Origin of the sequence: Tardiphaga sp. (genome assembly GCF_028290785.1) — a bacterium.
Lineage (GTDB): Bacteria > Pseudomonadota > Alphaproteobacteria > Rhizobiales > Xanthobacteraceae > Tardiphaga.
In genome coordinates this window covers 1-18,503 of sequence record NZ_JAQGJD010000052.1, presented here as the reverse complement: position 1 = coordinate 18,503, position 18,503 = coordinate 1, and the positions used below count along the sequence as shown (strand labels likewise).

At 64.7% G+C, this 18,503-nt stretch carries 17 protein-coding genes and 1 pseudogene; 11 read left to right on the top strand and 7 right to left on the bottom strand.

The features are described from left to right. Window positions 1–113: 113 nt before the first annotated feature. The 3 genes from JWR89_RS02945 to JWR89_RS02935 all read right to left on the bottom strand — a co-directional run bounded on the left by JWR89_RS02945 (window position 114) and on the right by JWR89_RS02935 (window position 3,450). Window positions 114–1,022, bottom strand: a complete 909-nt coding sequence (locus tag JWR89_RS02945; RefSeq protein WP_299711622.1) for an efflux RND transporter periplasmic adaptor subunit — start codon at window positions 1,020–1,022, stop codon at window positions 114–116. Between the two features lie 166 nt (window positions 1,023–1,188). After that, on the bottom strand, window positions 1,189–1,839 hold the full coding sequence (locus JWR89_RS02940) for an OmpA family protein (protein WP_299711618.1): 651 nt from the start codon (window positions 1,837–1,839) through the stop codon (window positions 1,189–1,191). A 135-nt stretch (window positions 1,840–1,974) separates the two neighbouring features. Then, on the bottom strand, window positions 1,975–3,450 hold the full coding sequence (locus JWR89_RS02935) for a caspase family protein (RefSeq protein ID WP_299711615.1): 1,476 nt from the start codon (window positions 3,448–3,450) through the stop codon (window positions 1,975–1,977). A 542-nt stretch (window positions 3,451–3,992) separates the two neighbouring features. On the opposite strand from JWR89_RS02935, the gene JWR89_RS02930 reads away from it, so the two are divergent. The 10 genes from JWR89_RS02930 to hmgA all read left to right on the top strand — a co-directional run bounded on the left by JWR89_RS02930 (window position 3,993) and on the right by hmgA (window position 13,531). After that, on the top strand, window positions 3,993–4,673 hold the full coding sequence (locus JWR89_RS02930) for a c-type cytochrome (RefSeq protein ID WP_299711628.1): 681 nt from the start codon (window positions 3,993–3,995) through the stop codon (window positions 4,671–4,673). Window positions 4,674–4,740: 67 nt separating this feature from the next. Continuing rightward, the gene (locus JWR89_RS02925) at window positions 4,741–5,958 is read left to right on the top strand and encodes a cytochrome c (RefSeq protein WP_299711625.1); all 1,218 of its coding nucleotides are present in this window, start codon (window positions 4,741–4,743) and stop codon (window positions 5,956–5,958) included. Between the two features lie 7 nt (window positions 5,959–5,965). After that, entirely contained in the window at window positions 5,966–6,148 is a 183-nt protein-coding gene (locus tag JWR89_RS02920; RefSeq protein WP_299711612.1) for a hypothetical protein, read from the top strand. 16 nt (window positions 6,149–6,164) lie between these two features. Next, the gene (locus JWR89_RS02915) at window positions 6,165–6,725 is read left to right on the top strand and encodes a cytochrome C oxidase subunit II (protein WP_299711609.1); all 561 of its coding nucleotides are present in this window, start codon (window positions 6,165–6,167) and stop codon (window positions 6,723–6,725) included. Next, window positions 6,715–8,343 (top strand): b(o/a)3-type cytochrome-c oxidase subunit 1, encoded by a 1,629-nt coding sequence (locus JWR89_RS02910; RefSeq protein WP_299711606.1) that lies wholly within the window; start codon window positions 6,715–6,717, stop codon window positions 8,341–8,343. The genes JWR89_RS02915 and JWR89_RS02910 overlap by 11 nt, the downstream gene beginning before the upstream one ends. Next, window positions 8,340–9,134, top strand: coding sequence for a c-type cytochrome (locus tag JWR89_RS02905; RefSeq protein ID WP_299711603.1), 795 nt, complete (start codon window positions 8,340–8,342; stop codon window positions 9,132–9,134). Before JWR89_RS02910 ends, JWR89_RS02905 begins: the two co-directional genes overlap by 4 nt. Before the next feature lie 143 nt (window positions 9,135–9,277). Next, the gene (locus JWR89_RS02900) at window positions 9,278–10,885 is read left to right on the top strand and encodes an FAD-dependent oxidoreductase (protein ID WP_299711600.1); all 1,608 of its coding nucleotides are present in this window, start codon (window positions 9,278–9,280) and stop codon (window positions 10,883–10,885) included. Between the two features lie 2 nt (window positions 10,886–10,887). Continuing rightward, window positions 10,888–11,100 carry a DUF2783 domain-containing protein gene (locus JWR89_RS02895; RefSeq protein ID WP_299711597.1) on the top strand — a complete coding sequence of 71 codons (213 nt, stop codon included), beginning with the start codon at window positions 10,888–10,890 and terminating at the stop codon, window positions 11,098–11,100. A gap of 4 nt (window positions 11,101–11,104) precedes the next feature. Further along, the gene (locus JWR89_RS02890) at window positions 11,105–12,055 is read left to right on the top strand and encodes an MBL fold metallo-hydrolase (RefSeq protein WP_299711594.1); all 951 of its coding nucleotides are present in this window, start codon (window positions 11,105–11,107) and stop codon (window positions 12,053–12,055) included. Between the two features lie 129 nt (window positions 12,056–12,184). After that, a complete protein-coding gene (gene hmgA, locus JWR89_RS02885) occupies window positions 12,185–13,531 on the top strand; it encodes a homogentisate 1,2-dioxygenase (RefSeq protein ID WP_299711591.1) in 1,347 nt (448 codons plus the stop codon). A 136-nt stretch (window positions 13,532–13,667) separates the two neighbouring features. Here the strand turns inward: hmgA and JWR89_RS02880 are convergent, their stop codons facing one another. Continuing rightward, entirely contained in the window at window positions 13,668–14,141 is a 474-nt protein-coding gene (locus JWR89_RS02880; RefSeq protein WP_299711588.1) for an Lrp/AsnC family transcriptional regulator, read from the bottom strand. 125 nt (window positions 14,142–14,266) lie between these two features. Here JWR89_RS02880 and hppD point away from each other — a divergent pair. Then, a pseudogene (gene hppD / locus JWR89_RS02875) lies at window positions 14,267–15,385 on the top strand (4-hydroxyphenylpyruvate dioxygenase). 94 nt (window positions 15,386–15,479) lie between these two features. Here the strand turns inward: hppD and JWR89_RS02870 are convergent. From JWR89_RS02870 to JWR89_RS02860, 3 genes are all read right to left on the bottom strand, one after another. Next, window positions 15,480–16,595: a CaiB/BaiF CoA-transferase family protein gene (locus JWR89_RS02870; protein ID WP_299711585.1), complete on the bottom strand. Its 1,116-nt coding sequence runs from the start codon at window positions 16,593–16,595 to the stop codon at window positions 15,480–15,482. Between the two features lie 264 nt (window positions 16,596–16,859). Then, window positions 16,860–17,660: a xanthine dehydrogenase family protein subunit M gene (locus tag JWR89_RS02865; protein WP_299711582.1), complete on the bottom strand. Its 801-nt coding sequence runs from the start codon at window positions 17,658–17,660 to the stop codon at window positions 16,860–16,862. 11 nt (window positions 17,661–17,671) lie between these two features. Continuing rightward, a partial coding sequence (locus tag JWR89_RS02860) for a molybdopterin cofactor-binding domain-containing protein (protein ID WP_299711579.1) occupies window positions 17,672–18,503 on the bottom strand: 832 nt, incomplete at its 5' end.

Below are 18,503 nucleotides of genomic sequence, written 5' to 3'. Positions count from 1 at the left end.
CTGGTGATCGCCAGCTTGGTGAAACTGATCCATCCCAGCGCCAGCAGGATGATCGAGAACACCACCGACGGCAGCGGATGGCGGATCGACCAGGCGGAGATATTCATGGCCATTTAGCGCACCCGCGATCGGTCGATGTCTTCGGCAAAGATGGTTTTGACCTGGTCGCCGTCGTGCAGCGAGGTCCCGGCATCGGCGACCACGACGTCGTCGGCATCGACGCCTTCGAGAATTTCCATCGAGGTGTCCGAGGTCAGCCCGACTTTCACCCTGCGGGTCTCGATGGTGTTGCCCTTGACCAGCTGCACCGTGAGATGATCGATGGCCGAACGCGGAATTGATACGCCGCAGCTTCGCTTGGCATCGATCGCGGCGCGGGCGAACATGCCGACCTTGAGCCCGGGATTGCTGGCAAACGCCAGCCGGACGTGACCGAGCTGGGTGGCGCGGTCGATCTGCGGTGACACCAGGCGGACCTTGCCAGGCACGTCGGACTGGTCGTCGCGGCTGATCCGTGCGGTCGCGCCCGAATTGAGCTTGAGGATGTGGATGCTCGGCACTTCGGCATCGAGCTCGATGTCGCCGCCGATGGCGATCCGGAACATCGGCCCGGCCTGCGCCGAGGCAGGCGCGCCGGCGATGGTATTGACCGAGGTGATCAGGCCGGCGGCAGGCGCGCGTAGCGTCACCGGTCCGGGCCGCGCGGCCCCAGGCGCCGATGGCGGGGTGAGCCGTGCCAGTTCCTGATTTTCGGCGACCGTATCGCCCTCGCGGACCAGCACTTCGGAGACTTTCGAACCCTCGGTCTCGACGCCGACCAATGCCTCGCGCCGCGGCACGATGAAACCGGTGACCCGCACCATGTCGGAGAAGCAGGCATTGGTCGCTTTTGCCACCAGCACCGTGGCGCCGTTCGGCGACGCCGGTACGGCCGGTTCCGCCGCCGGTGCCGCAGAAATAACGAGGCCGGCGGCCAGCGCCGACAAGGCGAAAGATGTGGCGAAGGAGAAAGAAGCCTTCATGCGGGGATCGATCACCAGGGGAGTTGGGCACCGGAGGGTCGATCGGTGCGGGCGGCGGGTCGGGGCAATCTATACGGGATGGCGCCAATCGCCAAAACAAACAGCGTCCCGCGCAAGTCGGGACGCCGTGGCAATGCGCAGCAACAACTTCAGCGCTCTTGCGCCGTCATTTCGACGCGGTGGTCTTGTTCGCGATGTTGACCACCTGCACGCGACGGTTCGCCGGGTCTTTTGGCGCTGCGGCATCCTTTGGTTTGCTCTTGCCGTAGCCGACGGTGACGAGGTCGGCGCCGGCGATGCTGTATTTGTCGACCAGAACCCGCTTGATCGCATCGGCGCGACGTTCCGAGAGGTCCTGATTGTAGGCCTCGCTGCCGACGGCATCGGTATGGCCGGCGACCACGAAGGTGGAACCCTTGAGGTCGTCGCTGCTCAGCGCCTTGCCGAGCGCCTGCACCGCCGGCTGCGCCTTGGCGCCGATATTGGCCGAATTGTAGTCGAAGGTGATTTCGAGATCGATCTTGGGCTTGGTCGCGGCAATGACAGCGATCTGCTCGCGCTCACCCGATGACAGCGACCGCGTATTGCGATTGCGAAGGGCATCGACGAATTTGCCCTCCGCGGCGTTGACCGCGGGTTCCGCCGGCGTCGCGAGCGAGAGGCCGCGGGTCAGCGGCTTGCTCGGCATCAGCGCGCGCTGGATCTGGTCGGCGGTGACGTCGTCGGCGGCAAAGGCGATCCCGGCGCTGACCGAGAAGGCCACGCCGATCGCCGCGACCGCGCAGAGGACCTTGCGACTTCCGGGCAGGTTCGACATGGATGCACCCCTGAAATTCAGTTCAACTGGACGCCGAACGGGCAAAGCCCTCCGGCCTGTCTTCAATAGTGTCCTGCCGCGCGGCGCGGGTTCAAATGCATCGCGATTTCAATCGGCGCGGCCCAGCGTACGTCGCTATCGGATACCGTAACCGGCGAATTCCTTGACGATATCCGGGTCCATCGCCTTGGCGTTGGTGATGTCGAGATCACCCTCGGCGGTCAAGCCGAGGCGCTGCTTGGCCAGTCCGCGGCCATACAGCGACGAAGTCAGCTGCGGATTCATCTTGAGTGCGGCATCGAAATCCGCGATGGCGTTCTTGCTCTGGCCGTTCTTCAGGTTGACGAGGCCGCGGCTGTCCAGCGCATCGACGAAGTTGGGCCGCAGCCGCAGCGCCTCGTTGCAGTCTTTCAAGGCTGTGGCGAGATCGCCCACCACAGCGCGCGTCCAGCAGCGGTTGTTGAAGGCTTCGACGTCCTTCGGATTGAGCCGGATGGTCTCGTCGAAATCCTTGATCGCCAGCGCATAGGCGCCCTTGCTGGCATAGACTTGGCCGCGGCGGTACAGCGCGCCGCCGTCTTCCGGATTCTCGGCCAGCTTGCTGTTGAGCGATTTCACCGTCGGATCCTCGGCCAGCGCCAGCGCGATCTTGGCCTCGTCGCGCGGCGCATCGGCCGCTGGCGCCGGTGCCGCAATCGCAGCCGGCTTCTCGGGGGCGGGCGCAGGTGAGGGCGTCGGTGCCGCCACGGTGGCAACCGGGGCGGGGCTGGTCACGGTCGCGGGTTCCTTGCGCGGCGGCGGCGCCGGCGTTGGCGCGGGGTCGGCGGGCTTGGCGAGTGCAACCGGGGCTACTGCCGGGCGCGTGCCGGGGGTGAAGGAAAAATCCTCCGCCAGCGACGATGAGATCCAGGGCACCTGCTCGCTGCGCGAGGCGCGGGTGACCGCGACGCGGGTGCGATTCAGGGTGTCCTCGGCGGTGACGTCCGGTACGCGGATTTCCTTCAGCAATTCGCCGACGAACAGGCTGTGGTCGCTGCCGCTATCGCTGACCACGGAACTGAGCGCGGCCGAATACATCACCAGCGTGCCGCTCGGCGCGATCACCGGGGCGAGGCCCGCGGAAAAGCTGCGGAACCGGCGTTCGAACGGGTTGCGCCTGGAGGCATCGAGCAGCGCGATCTTGACGCCCGCGCCGCGGCTGTTGATTTCGCCGAGCACGGTCTCGAGGCTGAAGCCGTCGCGGCGCACGTCCGGTTCAGTCCAGATCTGCGCATCGACAGGGATCAAGTAGCTCTGCCGCGCCGACTGCACGCCAAAGCCGCTGAAGAACACCAGCGCCACGGAACCCGGCTTGATCTTGGCGTAGAGCTTTTCCAGCGCGCGGCGCATGGCATCGCCGGTGAGGTTCTCGCCGACCTCGACATCGAAGCCGTCGCGCTTCAATTCCGCCGCGAAGTCGCGGGCGTCGTTGAGCGGTTCCTTGAGGGGAGCCTCGGCGTCCGGGTATTTCGCGTTGCCGATTACCAGCGCAAAACGGCCGCGATTTTCGGCGGCCTCTGCCGGCAGGACCGACAGCATCAGCAAGGCAAGCAGGGCAAAACGAAGTTTCATGGCAGGCCGGTCCAAACATAGGGCGCCGATCCCAGCTTGCGCCGCGGTGACCTTAGTGCACGACTTCCGCATTATCAAACCGCCACTCCGGTCCCTGTCAACCGACCGCAAGCGCTTGACGCGCCGCGACAATTGATCGCGCTCGTATGCCGAAACGCGCGCGGCAACGTAGCGTTCCCGGCGGCCAGCCCGAACTTCATCTGGCTGACCCGCGGTGATGGGCGGGGCATTTTGGTGGATGCCGGCTTCACTCCCGCCGCAGTGCAGGCCAGGACGGAGGTGTGGTAGCTGGCTGATGGCGTAGTTGCTTTGAAAATAAACAATTACTGTGCCGAAGCGCAATTCAAGATCGCGGCGCTTGCCGCGCCGCTTGTCCTGGACCAATGTCGCGCACGCCAGACCAGCTAAACTGAAGAAGCCGAAGCGCGCGTCCAAGCCGAACTGGGCGGTCGCGCAGGTGAGCCGATTGCGAAGCGCTGCAGCGGTGGGCTGTACAGGGGCATGACGACGTGAAATTTCGCTTGGCGCTGATTGGTTTTCTAATGATGGCGGCTGGCGCGGCGCAGTCCGGCGCAGCCGCGGCGCAGGAGCCGGAGCGCGCGCCCGACACGATGGCCGCCCGCGTGCTCGCCTGCGCATCGTGTCATGGCGAAAACGGCCAGGGCACCAAGGACGACTATTTCCCGCGGCTGGCGGGCAAGCCGGCCGGCTATCTGTACAACCAGCTGCTCGCCTTCCGCGAAGGCCGCCGCAAATATCCGCCGATGAACTATTTGCTGGAGTTTTTGCCGGACGCCTATCTGCGGAAGATGGCCGAATACTTCGCCGCCGAGCAGGCGCCGTTTCCGAAGCCGGCCGACCCGATCGTCAGCAAAACCATCCTGGCGCGCGGCGAGACGCTGGCGTTGCACGGCGACCCCGCCAAGAATATTCCTGCCTGCGCCAACTGCCATGGGCCGAGCTTCACCGGGATGGAGCCGGCGATCCCCGGCCTGCTCGGCCTGCGCCCCAATTATATCAGCGCACAGCTCGGCGGTTGGCGCTACGGCACCCGCACCGCCGCGGCGCCGGACTGCATGCAGATTGTGGCCGGACATTTGAACGAAGACGACGTCAAGGCGCTGGCGGCGTGGTTGTCGTCGCGCCCGGCCCCGTCGAATCCGACGCCCGCGCCGCAAGGCTCGCTGCCCATGCCGATGGCATGCGGCAGCCAGTCGAATTGAGGGCCGCGCCATGAAACAGAGAGCCGCTCACGCTTTCAACATTCTCCGTGGCGCCATTGGCGCGCTGATGCTGGCGGCCATGATGGGACCTGCATCCGCGCAGGACGCCGCAAAGCAAAAAGCCGATATCATCGCGCGCGGCGAATACCTCGCCCAGGCTGGCGATTGCGTCGCCTGTCACACGGCGCCGGGTGGCAAGCTGTTCGCCGGCGGCCACGCCATGCCGACGCCGTTCGGCACGCTGTTCACGTCCAACGTCACGCCGGACAAAGAGACCGGCATCGGTAAATGGACCGCCGACCAGTTCTACAACATGATGCATACCGGACGCTCGCCCGATGGCGGCCTGCTCTATCCGGCGATGCCGTTTGCCTCCTACACCAAGGTGACCCGCGCCGACAGCGACGCGATCTTCGCCTTCATGATGTCGGTCCCGCCCGTCAAGCAGCCGAACCGGCCGCATGACCTGAAATTTCCCTACAACAACCGCTCGCTGATCCTGGGCTGGCGGACGCTGTATTTCACCGAGGGCGAATACAAGCCCGACGCCACCAAGTCCGAAGAGTGGAATCGCGGCGCCTATCTGGTGCAGGGCCTCGGCCACTGCTCCATGTGCCACACCGCGATCAATGCGCTGGGCGGCAGTTCGGAATCGAAAGCCTTCGAGGGCGGCCTCATTCCGATGCAGAACTGGTACGCGCCGTCGCTCACCTCCAACAAGGAAGGCGGTCTCGGAGACTGGACCATCGAGGAAATCTCCGACCTGCTGCGTACCGGCGTCTCCAACCGCGGCGCGGTCTACGGCCCGATGGCGGACGTGACCTACAATAGTCTGCAATACATGACCGAGCAGGATACCCGCGCCATGGCGGTGTATCTCAAGAGCCTTGGCGATCATTCTACCCCCGACAAATCGCCGCCCAGCACGTCTGCGCCGGAAAGCAGCCTGCTGCTGACGCTGGGACAATCGGTCTACGCCGACAAATGCGCCAGCTGTCATGGCAAGCAGGGCAAGGGCATGCCGCCGCATTATCCGCCGCTCGCCGGCAACCAGTCGATCCAGATGGCCTCCGCGGTCAATCCGATCCGCATGGTGCTCAACGGCGGCTATCCGCCGGGTACCGCGGGCAACCCGATGCCCTATGGCATGCCGCCGTTCGCGCAGTCGCTGTCCGATGACGAGGTCGCGGCGGTGGTCACCTATATCCGCGTCGCCTGGGGCAACCATGGGGCGGCGGTTTCAGCGTCCGAGGCCAACGCGCTTCGCTCCGTCCCCCTGCAGTAGAGGCACCATGTTCATCCAGCCTCCCCCCACGCCCATCGAGCCCGCCGACGAAGCCGCCGCGATCGACCGGATCGTGCGGGACGGTCCGCGCGGCGCCGTTACGGTGGCCGGCATCTCGGTCGCTCTCCTGCTGGTCATGTGGTTCGCCTTCTATTTCCTGGTGTTCGTGCCGCGCTCGCCGGTTTCATGAGAAAGCTTGACGTCCGATGACTGCTACAGATCACGACGAAGGCGCGGCCATCGCCGCCCGGGTCGAACGGCGGTGGACGATCATGTCGGCCTGTACCGTCGGGCTGCTGGTGGGGATGGCGATTTTTGCCGGTGTGCATCGCGCCGTGATGCCGCAAGCCTGGATCGAGACTGCCAATCCGCGAACGGTCCACATTGCCGGCGAGTTCATCGAGAGCAACCTCGGCAGTGCCGTCGAGGCCGACGGTTCGGTCACGGTGCGCGCGCTCGGCCAGCAGTTCTCCTTCACGCCGCAATGCGTGGTCGTCCCCTCCGACACGCCGGTCACGATCCGCGCCACCAGTGCGGATGTCGTGCACGGCTTCCTGATCACGGGCACCAACATCAACACCATGCTGGTCCCGGGCTACATCTCGATCCTGCCAGTCAAATTCAAGACGCCCGGTGAACACACCATGCCGTGCCAGGAATTCTGTGGCCTCGGCCATGAAGGCATGTGGGCCAAGGTCAAGGTCATCGACAAGGCAGCCTTCGCGACGCTGGCGGCCAAGCAGCGGAGACTGACCTGTGTTGAATAGCAAGCGGCTGGTTCTCGCCCATTTCTGGCTGGCCTTCGTCGTGTTCGGCCTCGCGCTGTTGCTCGGCGAATGGCAGATGTTCGCGCGCAGCCCGTTGAATCCCGGCCTCGGCAATTCCGACTGGTACTATCGCTCGGTGACCGCGCACGGCTCGGCGATGGGCTATGTGTTTCCGACGCTGATCGCGATGGGCTTCGGCTATGCCATCACCGAATTAGCGCTCAAGAAGCCGCTGATCGGGCGGCGTTGGGCGTGGACCGGCCTGGCGATGGTCGCCGTCGGCGCCGTGGTCGCGCTGATCCCGGTGTCGCTGGGGCTCGCCTCGGTGCTCTATACCTTCTACCCGCCGATGGTAGGCAACCCGTTCTATTACATCGGCGTCGTGCTGGTGGTGGTCGGTTCTTGGATCTGGGTCGCGCTGATGTCGATCAACATGATCGTCTGGAAGCGCGAGAACCCCGACAAACCTGTTCCGCTGGCGATGTTCGCCAATGTGGCAGGGGCCTATCTGTGGGGCTGGACCGCGGTCGGCGCCGCCATCGAGGTGTTGCTGCTGATCCTGCCGGTAGCGCTTGGTTTCAAGGACACCATCGATGCCGGGCTATCGCGGGTGTTCTTCTCCTGGACGCTGCACGCCATCGTGTATTTCTGGCTGATGCCGACCTACATCGCCTACTACACCATCTTTCCGCGCGCTATCGGCGGCCGGCTGTACAGCGACGCCATGGGCCGCATCGCCTTCATCCTGTTCGTTGTGGTGTCGATGCCGATCGGCGTGCATCATTTGTTTGCGGATCCGCAGGTAGGCGGTGGCTTCAAGTTCATCCAGTCGGTATTCACTGCGATGGTATCGCTGCCGACCCTGGTGACCATCTTCACGATCTGTGCCTCGGCCGAAATCGCCAGCCGGCTGCGCGGCGGCAGGGGGCCGTTCGGCTGGGTCAAGGCATTGCCGTGGGGCAATCCGATGATGCTGGCCACCACCTTCTCGCTGCTGATGCTCGGCTTCGGTGGCGTCGGCGGGCTGATCAACATGAGCTACCAGCTCAATACCAGCATCCATAACACCCAGTGGATTACCGGCCATTTCCACCTGATCTTCGCCGGCGCCATCGTCATCATGTATTTCGCGATTGCCTATGATTTGTGGCCGCATCTCACCGGGCGCATACTGAAGACCGGGCGGATGATGAAGGCGCAGCTATGGCTGTGGTTCGTCGGCATGATCGTCACCACCTTCCCGTGGCACTATGTCGGCATTCTGGGCATGCCGCGTCGCATGGCGTTCTATGACTACGCCAATCCCGAGATCGCGAAGCAGGCGTTCTCGGTGTCGATGTCGGTGGTGGGCGGGGCGCTGCTGGTGGTCTCCGCCGTGCTGTTCTTCACCATCCTGATCCGCGGCCACCGCGCCGAACGCGCCGACCCCGGCGAATATCGCTTCGCCCAGGCCGTACACGAGCCGGTCCGGCTGCCGGCGGCGCTGAACGGTTTTGCGCTGTGGCTGACGTTGATGATCGGGCTGACCGTAGTGAATTACGGCTATCCCATCGCGCAACTGCTGGCGTTGGGCAGCAGCACCTCCGTTCCAGCGGTTTATGTAGGGGCGCCGCAATGAAGACCGAGGAGCGTCTGTTTTCGTGGCGGAATTCCTGGTTCAGCCTCAGTCTCGGCGGCACGGCTGGCCTCGTTGTTCTGTCGCTCATTGCCGGTTTTCTCGTGCTTCCCTATGCGACGCCGAATTCGAAACTTGGCAGCCTGTGGGACGCCATCTGCAGCGCCGCCGGCGTACCGCGCGCCACGGCGCCTTCGGAACAGGTCGCGCCGACGTTCAAGACTTCCGCGGTTGTCATGACGTCGCAAATGCCCGGCCCGACCGACACCCGCTCGGTCGGCCGCGGCGCGACATTGGCGATGCAATGCGCCATCTGTCATGCCTCCGGTCGCCACAGCCAGCCCGACACTCCGAACCTCGAGGGCCAGCCGGCCGCCGCCGTGTACAAGCAGTTGCGCGACTTCAAGGCCGGCGCGCGCGTCAATGCGGTGATGACCCCGTTCGCGATCAATCTGACCGAGCAGGACATGATCGACCTGTCGGCCTATTACGCCTATCTGCCGCGCCAGCCCGGCTTGCATCCCGACGCTGGCGTCCCGGCGCCGGCCATCGTGATCCGCGGTGCGGCGATGCGGAACATTCCGGCCTGCTCGTCCTGTCACGGCGGCGGCGAGGTCAAGGCCGGCGCGCCCTGGCTGGAAGGCCAGTCGGCCATCTACATCAAGGCGCAGCTACAGGCGTTTGCTGGGGAACACCGGCGCAACGACATCAGCGAGCAGATGCGCAACATCGCCCGCCGCATGACGGCGCAGGAAATCGACGAAGCGGCGGCGTATTATGCGAGTCGGCCGTAGCGGGTAGCACTTCCAACTGTCGCCCCCACGAAGGCGGCTTGCCCTTGGACGTCGTCCGGCGCTAGACTCGTTGCAGCAAAAATAACTTCGCGCTGTTGAGCGATAGCGGCTGCAAAGCCGTCCGCCAGATAACGAAGCAAAACGTGGCTCAGGGACGAAACCAGTTCAGCTATCGGCGGAGCTCCGAACAGTCGGAGTCGAAACCCGTGCGCCATCCGGTGGTCATCGTGGGCGCCGGCCCGGTAGGGCTGTCGCTGGCGATCGATCTGGCGCAGCGCGGCCAGCGCGTGGTGCTGCTCGACGACGCCGATCGGATCGGCGACGGATCGCGCGCCATCTGCTTCTCGAAACGCTCGCTCGAACTGTGGGACCGGCTCGGCGTCGCCGGCCGCATGATCGACAAGGGAGTGGTGTGGAAGGTCGGCAAGATCTTTTCCGGACCGGAGCTGTTGTATCAGTTCGACCTGCTGCCCGAGGACGGCCACAAGATGCCGGCCTTCATCAACCTGCAGCAATATTACGCCGAGAGCTATCTGGTCGATCGCGTCCTGCAATTGCCCGATATCGACCTGCGCTGGCGTAACAAGGTCGTCGCGCTGGCGCAGCGCAACGACCACGCTGAACTCACCATCGATACGCCGGACGGCAACTATACGCTGCGCGCGGATTACGTGGTCGCGTGCGACGGCGCCCGCTCCGGCCTGCGCGGAATGGTCGGCGCCGACTTTTCGGGCGAGACCTTCGAGGACCAGTTCCTGATCGCCGATGTGAAAATGACGGCGGCGTTTCCCACCGAACGCTGGTTCTGGTTCGACCCGCCGTTCCATGGCGGACAGTCGGCGCTGCTGCACAAGCAGCCCGACGACGTCTGGCGCATCGACCTGCAGCTCGGCCCCGATGCCGATGCAGCGCTCGAGCGATTGCCGGAGAACGTCCGGCCGCGGATCGCGCGCATGCTGGGTCACGACGATTTCGAGTTCGAATGGATCTCGGTCTACAAGTTCCAGTGCCGCCGCATGCAGCGCTTTTTGCATGAGCGGGTAATCTTCGCCGGCGATGCCGCGCATCAGGTGTCGCCATTCGGCGCCCGCGGCGCCAATTCCGGGCTGGAAGATGCAGAGAACCTGGCCTGGAAGCTGGCGATGATTCTTCGCGGCGACGCGCCGGCGGGGCTGCTCGCGAGCTACGAGATCGAGCGCGGCCTCGCCGCCGACGACAATATCCGCGCTTCGACGCGATCGACTAATTTCATTGCACCGCATTCCAGGCAGGAGCGGCGGCTACGGCAGGCGGTGCTGGCGCTGGCGAAGGAGGCGGATTTCGCCAAGCGCATGGTCAATGGCGGGCGGCTGTCCGTGCCTTCGGTGTACGCGTCGCCGCTTTCGACGGTTGATGCGGACGCCTGGCGCACCGGGCCAGAGCCCGGCGCACATATGCTGGATGCGCCGCTGCAGACCGCCAGCGGCGAGCCCGTCTATCTCACGGAAGCGTTCAGCGCGGCGGGCCGCGGTTTTGTCTTGCTGGAAAGCGCGAATGGCGCCGCTGTCAATGTGCCCGACAACGTCGCGCATCTGCGGATCGGCGCGGATGCGCCGTTGCGCGATGACGCCGGCCTGTTCGCGAAACGTTATGACGCCGCGCCCGGCTCGGCCTATCTGCTGCGTCCCGATGGTTACGTCGCCGCACGATTCCGCCACCCGGCACCGCAAGCCATCGAAGCCGCGATGGCCCGCGCCAGCGGACGCGCCTGACCATGCTATCGACGCAATCTAATTTCACCGATCCGGATGCGGCGTATCGCCTGATCGTCGAGGCGCATCGCGGCCTCAGCGACGAGCAGAGCGCCGCCCTCGACGCCGCCCTGGTGCTGCTGCTCGCCAACCATATCGGCGACGCCGACGTGCTGCACGCCGCCATCGAACTGGCAAAGCGACGGCTATCCGATTCTCAGACAAAAGGAACATGAACGCATGGCCAAAGGCTTCGCATCCACCACCGACATGGCGGAAAAGAAAATCACCTTTTCGGAGATCGGCACCGACCTCTACGCCTTCACCGCCGAAGGCGATCCGAATTCGGCGGTGATCGTCGGCGACGACGGCTGCATCGTGTTCGATGCCCAGGCGACGCCGGCGCTGGCCAACAAGGTGATCGAGCGAGTTCGCAGCGTCACCGACAAGCCGATCAAATATGTCGTGCTGTCGCATTATCACGCGGTGCGCGTGCTTGGCGCGTCGGCCTTCGAGGCGCAGGCGGTCGTCGCGTCCGCGGAAACCCATCGGCTGGTGCAGGAACGGGGACAGCAGGACTGGGATTCCGAGTTCGGGCGCTTTCCACGGCTATTCCAGGGCTCCGAAAGCATCCCCGGCCTGACCTGGCCGACGCTGACCTTCGAGGGCGAGATGTCAATCTACCTCGGCAAGCGCGAGGTGCGCCTGATGCAGCTCGGCGCCGGGCATACGTCGGGCGACATCGTGGCCTGGGTGCCGGATGCGCAGGTGATGTTCTCCGGCGACCTGATCGAGTATCATTCGGCCTGCTATTGCGGCGACGCGTGGCTGCGGGAATGGCCTTCCACTCTCAACGAGATCCGCGAATTCAACCCCAAGGCCATCGCGCCCGGCCGCGGCGATGCGCTGAAAGGCCTGGCCACCGGCCGCGAGGCCATCGCCATGACCCGCGATTTCGTTACCACATTGTATGGCGCGGCGGAGACGGCGGTGGCAAAAGGGCGTAGTCTGAAGGACACCATGGCGGCGTGCCGCGAGGTCATGGACCCGAAGTTTTCGAGCTTTGCGATCTACGAGCACTGCCTGCCGTTCAACGTGTCGCGCGCCTATGATGAAGCCTCGGGCATCGACGATCCCGTGATCTGGACCGCCGAGCGCGACCGCGAGATGTGGGCTGCCCTTCAAGGTTGATACAAGCAGAAATTGCCGTCATTGCGAGGAGCGAAGCAACGCGGCAATCCAGAAAGCCCTAAACTCCGAAAAGACTGGATTGCTTCGTCGCCATGTCTCCTCGCAATAACAGTTGAAACGGAGGATGAGATGAACATCAATACGTCGCCGGAACTGATCAGCCGCAACATGGTCAACGTTACGCCGGGTTATATGTCCGGCTTCGGCAATTCGTTCGAGACCGAGGCGTTGCCCGGCGCACTGCCGATCGGTCGCAATTCGCCGCAACGCGCCGCCTACGGCCTCTATGCCGAGCAACTGTCCGGCTCGCCCTTCACCGCGCCGCGCGGCAGCAACGAGCGTTCCTGGCTGTACCGGATCAGGCCGTCGGTGAAACACTCCGGCCGTTTTGCAAAGGTTGACGCCGGGCTGTGGCGCACCGCGCCGTGCCATGAGCAGGACATCAGCATCGAGCAGTTGCGCTGGGACCCCGCGCCGATCCCGAAAGAGGACAAGACCTTCCTGCAGGGCGTGCAGACCATGACCACCGCCGGCGACGCCGGCACCCAGGCCGGCATGGCCGCGCATGTCTACCTGATCACCCGATCGATGGTGGACCAGCATTTCTACAATGCCGACGGCGAGATGATGTTCGTGCCCCAGCAGGGCTCACTGCGCTTCGTCACCGAATTCGGCGTGATCGACGCCGAACCGGCGGAAATCGTGGTGATCCCGCGTGGCGTCAAGTTTCGCGTCGAGCTGACAACAGGTCCGGCGCGCGGCTATCTGTGCGAAAACTACGGCGGTGCTTTCACGCTGCCGGAGCGCGGTCCGATCGGCGCCAATTGCCTGGCCAATGCCCGGGATTTCCTCACGCCGGTGGCGGCCTATGAGGACAAGGACACGCCGACCGAGCTCTATGTGAAATGGGGCGGCGCGCTGTTCAAGACCACGCTGCCGCATTCGCCGATCGACGTGGTGGCCTGGCACGGCAATTACGCGCCGTACAAATACGACCTGCGCACCTTCTCACCGGTCGGCGCCATCGGCTTCGACCATCCCGATCCATCGATCTTTACGGTGCTGACCTCGCCATCGGAAACCGCCGGCACCGCCAATATCGATTTCGTCATTTTCCCGGAGCGCTGGGCGGTGGCGGAGAATACGTTTCGGCCGCCATGGTACCACATGAACATCATGTCGGAGTTCATGGGGCTGATCTACGGCGTCTACGACGCCAAGCCGCAGGGCTTTGCGCCGGGCGGAATCAGCCTGCACAACATGATGCTGCCGCACGGCCCCGACCGCGAAGCCTTCGACCACGCCAGCAATTCCGAGCTGAAGCCGGTGAAACTCACGGGCACCATGGCCTTCATGTTCGAGACGCGATATCCGCAGCGGGTGACCGAGTTCGCGGCGACGACGGCCACGCTGCAGAGCGACTATGCCGATTGCTGGAAGGGTCTGGAGAAGCGGTTCGATCCGAACAAGCGGTGATGGCTCGTTATCTCGTAGGGTGGGCAAAGGCGCGTTTGCGCCGTGCCCACGAGCACGATTGAAAACGTGGGCACGTCCCGACGCGCGCCGTGCCTTTGCCCACCCTACGGTTCGGGCCTCCGAGGAGGGGTAAGGCTTATCCCACCGCCTTCAGCGGCAATTTCGTCGTTTCCTTCAGCCGATCCAGCACGATCGACGACCGCACATGGGCCACGCTCGGATGCGGCATCAGCACGTCGTTGACGAGGCCGGACAGCCCCTTCAGGTCCCGCAGCACCGCCTTCAGCACGTAGTCGGCATCGCCGGTGAGCGAATAGGCCTCCTGGATCTCATCGACCCTTTGCACCAGCGTGCGAAACTGCCTGGCATTGTCCGGCGAATGCGTCGCCAGCGTCACCTGGATGAAGGCGATCACGCCGAAGCCGAGCGCTTCGGCCGACAGGTCGGCGTGATAGCCGGAGATCACCTTCTCTTCTTCCAGCCGCATCCGCCGCCGCGAGCACTGCGAGGCCGAGAGACCCGCGACATCGGCGAGCTGCTGGTTGGTCAGCCGGCCGTCGCCCTGCAGCGCGGCGAGGATCTTCAAATCGAAGGTATCCACCGGGATCATGCGTCAAAACCCTCTTTCGTGCGTGATGCGTGCATGAATATCGCATATCCCGCGCTCATTTGCATGCACCTTGCGCTGAAACCGACCGACACTGCAGGCCAGCAGTTCATTTAGGAGAGACCACCATGGGTCCGTTTCCGCACGACGCGCCGCCGGCCAAGATCACTGCCGACAACCCGATGGGCACCGACGGTTTCGAGTTCGTCGAATACGCCCATCCCAATCCCGCCGAGCTGCACGCGCTGTTCAAGCTGATGGGCTATGCGCCCGTCGCGCGCCACAAGACCAAGAACATCACCGTGTACCGACAGGGCGACATCAACTACCTCGTCAACGAGGCGCCCGGAACCCACGGCTTCGATTTCGTCGCGGCGCATGGACCCTGCGCGCCGTCGATGGCGTTTCGCGTGGTCGATGCGCAGGCGGCCTACGAACGCGCGCTGTCGCTTGGCGCCGAGCCAGCCGAAGCATCAGCCGCGCAAAAGACGCTCGATGTGCCCGCCATCAAGGGTATCGGTGGCAGCCTGCTGTATTTCGTCGATCGCTACGGCGCCAAGGGCTCGGCGTTCGACCGCGAATTCGACTGGCTCGGCGAGAACAACCCGCGCCCCGAAGGCGCCGGGCTGTTTTATCTCGATCACCTCACCCACAACGTCCATCGCGGCCGCATGGATGTCTGGACCGGCTTCTACGAACGGCTGTTCAACTTCCGCCAGATTCGCTTTTTCGACATCGAGGGGCGTGCCTCCGGCCTGTTTTCGCGCGCGCTGACCAGCCCGGACGGCAAGATCCGGATTCCGATCAACGAGGACGCCGGCGATGCCGGCCAGATCGAGGAATATCTCAACATCTACCGCGGCGAGGGTATCCAGCACATCGCCTGCGGGGTGAAGGACATTTACGCCACCATCGAGAAGCTGCGCGCCGACGGCCTGCCGTTCATGCCGCCGCCGCCCGTGACCTATTTCGAGAACATCGATGCGAGGCTGCCGAAGCACGGCGAAGACGTGGCAAGGCTGCAGAAGAACGGCATTCTGATCGACGGCGAAGGCGTGGTGGCCGGCGGCGAGAACAAGGTATTGCTGCAATAGTTCTCGGCCAATGCGATCGGGCCGATCTTCTTCTAGTTCATCCAGCGCAAGGGCGACGATGGCTTTGGCGAGGGCAACTTCAAGGCGCTGTTCGAATCCATCGAGGAAGACCAGCTCCGCCGCGGCGTGCTGCAGCTGAAGGGCGCGGCGTAGCGAATAATCGTAGGGTGGGCAAAGCGAACCGTGCCCACGTCAACACCTCGTCTGGGAAAGGCGTGGGCACGGCGCAAGAGCGCCTTTGCCCACCCTACGCCTGCCACCCCTTCACCACATCTCCCAATTCCATCGTCTCCGCCGGTCGCACCGAGGACGGTGTCCGCGAGAACCGCGGCGCAGGCGCGGGCTGGGTGTGGCCTTCGTGCTGAACGAACACCTCGCGGGCCACCATGTGCGGATGTTGCGTCGCCTCCGCCATGGTCAGCACCGGCGCGAAGCATACATCGGTGCCTTCCATGATAGCTGTCCATTCCTGGCGGCTCTTCGTCTTGAAAACCGCAACGAGTTTTTCCCTCAGCGCTGCCCAGTTCGCGGCATTCATGTGGTTGTCGAAGCAGGCCTCGTCGAGCCCGGCCAGCTCGCGCAGTTGCGCGTAAAACTGCGGCTCGATCGAGCCGATCGAGATGAAGTGGCCGCAGCTGCATTCATAGACGCCATAGAAATGCGCGCCGCCGTCGAGCATGTTGCGCTCGCGGCCCTCCTTCCAGCGGCCCGACGCCGTCATGTCGAAGAACATGGTCATCAGCGACGCCGCGCCGTCGCACATCGCGGCATCCACCACCTGGCCCTGGCCGGAGCGGCCGGCCTCCAGCAGCGCCGCCAGCATGCCGACCACCAGATACAGCGCGCCGCCGCCGAAATCGCCGACCAGATTCAGCGGCGGCACCGGTCGATCCGCGCCGCCGATCGCCGCCAGCGCGCCGGTGATCGAGATGTAGTTGATGTCGTGGCCGGCGGCCTGCGCCAGCGGGCCGTGCTGGCCCCAGCCGGTCATGCGGCCATAGACGAGTTTCTTGTTGCGGGCGTGCACGACGTCGGGGCCGAGCCCGAGCCGTTCCATCACGCCGGGTCGAAAGCCTTCCAGTAGCGCATCGGCGCCGGCGAGCAGCGCCAGCACCTGCGCGACGGTGTCGTTGTCCTTGAGATCGACGGCAATAATGGTGCGGCCGCGTGAGGCCGCACCCTTCGGCAACTGCTTCGGCCGCACCAGGGTAATCAGCTCGGCGCCCATGTCGGCCAGCAGCATGGCGGCGAACGGGCCGGGGCCGATGCCGGCGAATTCGACGATGCGCAGGCCGGCGAGGGGGCCGGAGCGTGGTTTGCTGGCGGATGGCGGCTGAGTTGCAGCGGTCGCGGTGTCCTGCACGTGGCGTTTCCATATCTGTTCGTCGCGCGGAGCGATCATATCGTTGCAGGAACTGTCACCGCTGACGCCGCCCAGAGCAAGCCGCCATCGCGCATGCGGCCATGCGGACTCGTCGTCCCGGACAAGTGAGCGCAGCGAACGCCGATCCGGGACCCATACTCTCCGATCGGATGTTTCGGAGCAACTGTCGCTGGCCCGTCGCTCAGGTCGATGGGACGGTGGTTATGGGTCCCCGCTTTCGCGGGGACGACTCGTGGATAGGCCTCACCCAGCCTCCGTCACCGCCCGTTGCGCCATCACCTTGATCAGGTTGGCGCGGTATTCCGACGAGCCGTGGATATCGGCCATCAGCCCATCGGGGGAAATCTTGATGCAGTCAAGCGCTGCCGCCGACCAGTTCGCCTTCAGCGCCGCCTCGATCGCCGGCACCCGCATCACGCCCTCCTGCGACGCGCCGGTAGCGGCAACGCGCACCTCGCCAGCCTTGCTCTTAGCGACGAACACGCCCGTCAGCGCAAAGCGCGAGGCCGGATGCCGCATCTTGGAATAGGCGGCCTTGGCGGGGATCGGGAACGACACCGCGGTGATGATCTCATTGTCCTCCAGCGCGGTGGTAAACAGGCCCTTGAAGAACTCGTCCGCGGGGATCAGCCGCTTGTTGGTCATCACCGTGGCGCCGAGCGCCAGCACCGCCGCGGGATAATCCGCCGCCGGGTCGTTGTTGGCCAGCGAGCCGCCGATCGTGCCGCGGTAGCGCACCGCGGGATCGCCGAGCACCGAGGTCAAATGAACGATCGCCGGGATTGCCTGCTTCGCCGCAGTGCTCTGGGTGATGTCGTAATAGGTCGTCGCCGCCTTGATGATCAGCGCGTCGGCGGTGGCCTCGATGCCGATCAGGTCCTTGATCTTACCGAGGTCGATCACGTCGGAGGGCGCTGCCAGCCGCTGCTTCATCACCGGGATCAGCGTATGGCCGCCGGCGAGATATTTGGCGTCGGCGCCCTGGGCGAACATCGCCGCGGCTTCGTCGATGCTGGCGGGGCGGTGATAGGTGGTTTCGTACATCTGAGTTCTCCCTATTCCGCCGCCTGCTGCAACTGGATGGCGTGCCAGACCCGGTCCGGCGTCGCCGGCATTTCGATCCGGTTGTGGCCGATGGCGTCGGTGATGGCGTTGATCACCGCCGCCGAAGAGCCGATCGCGCCGGCCTCGCCGCAGCCCTTTACGCCGAGCGGGTTGCCCGGGCACAGAGTGGTGGTGTGCGACAGCTTGAACGATGGCAGGTCGTCGGCGCGCGGCATGGTGTAGTCCATGAACGACGCGGTCACGAGCTGCCCCGAGTCGTCATAGACCGCGCCTTCCAGAATCGCCTGGCCGATGCCCTGCGCCAGTCCGCCATGGACCTGGCCTTCGATGATCATCGGATTGATCAGCCGCCCGAAATCGTCGGCCGCGACGAAATCGACGAAATGCGTCTTGCCGGTGCCAGCATCGACCTCGATCTCGCAGATATAGGTGCCGGCCGGGAAGGTGAAGTTGGTGGGGTCGTAGAACGCGCCTTCCTTCAGGCCGGGCTCCATGCCGTCCGGCAGGTTGTGCGCGGTGTAGGCCGCCAGCGCCACCATCGGCAGCGCGATCGACTTGTCGGTGCCGGTGACCTTGAACTCGCCGTTCTCGATGACGATGTCGTTCTCGGACGCCTCGAGCTGGTGCGCGGCGATTTTCTTGGCCTTGGCTTCGACCTTCTCCATCGCCTTGAGGATCGCGGTCAGGCCGACGGCGGCGGACCGTGAGCCGTAGGTGCCCATGCCGAACTGCACCTTGTCGGTGTCGCCGTGCACGATCGAGACCTGGCTGATGGGAATGCCGAGGCGCTCCGCGACCAGCTGGCAGAAGGTGGTTTCGTGG

Excerpts from the sequence above, each read along its gene's own strand:
- JWR89_RS02880 (WP_299711588.1), bottom strand. The coding sequence starts at position 14,141 with ATGATCCCGGTGGATACCTTCGATTTGAAGATCCTCGCCGCGCTGCAG.
- hmgA (WP_299711591.1), top strand. The coding sequence starts at position 12,185 with ATGAACATCAATACGTCGCCGGAACTGATCAGCCGCAACATGGTCAAC.
- JWR89_RS02895 (WP_299711597.1), top strand. The coding sequence starts at position 10,888 with ATGCTATCGACGCAATCTAATTTCACCGATCCGGATGCGGCGTATCGC.
- JWR89_RS02865 (WP_299711582.1), bottom strand. The coding sequence starts at position 17,660 with ATGTACGAAACCACCTATCACCGCCCCGCCAGCATCGACGAAGCCGCG.
- JWR89_RS02930 (WP_299711628.1), top strand. The coding sequence starts at position 3,993 with ATGATGGCGGCTGGCGCGGCGCAGTCCGGCGCAGCCGCGGCGCAGGAG.
- JWR89_RS02945 (WP_299711622.1), bottom strand. The coding sequence starts at position 1,022 with ATGAAGGCTTCTTTCTCCTTCGCCACATCTTTCGCCTTGTCGGCGCTG.
- JWR89_RS02940 (WP_299711618.1), bottom strand. The coding sequence starts at position 1,839 with ATGTCGAACCTGCCCGGAAGTCGCAAGGTCCTCTGCGCGGTCGCGGCG.
- JWR89_RS02920 (WP_299711612.1), top strand. The coding sequence starts at position 5,966 with ATGTTCATCCAGCCTCCCCCCACGCCCATCGAGCCCGCCGACGAAGCC.
- JWR89_RS02935 (WP_299711615.1), bottom strand. The coding sequence starts at position 3,450 with ATGAAACTTCGTTTTGCCCTGCTTGCCTTGCTGATGCTGTCGGTCCTG.
- JWR89_RS02915 (WP_299711609.1), top strand. The coding sequence starts at position 6,165 with ATGACTGCTACAGATCACGACGAAGGCGCGGCCATCGCCGCCCGGGTC.
- JWR89_RS02890 (WP_299711594.1), top strand. The coding sequence starts at position 11,105 with ATGGCCAAAGGCTTCGCATCCACCACCGACATGGCGGAAAAGAAAATC.
- JWR89_RS02925 (WP_299711625.1), top strand. The coding sequence starts at position 4,741 with ATGCTGGCGGCCATGATGGGACCTGCATCCGCGCAGGACGCCGCAAAG.
- JWR89_RS02905 (WP_299711603.1), top strand. The coding sequence starts at position 8,340 with ATGAAGACCGAGGAGCGTCTGTTTTCGTGGCGGAATTCCTGGTTCAGC.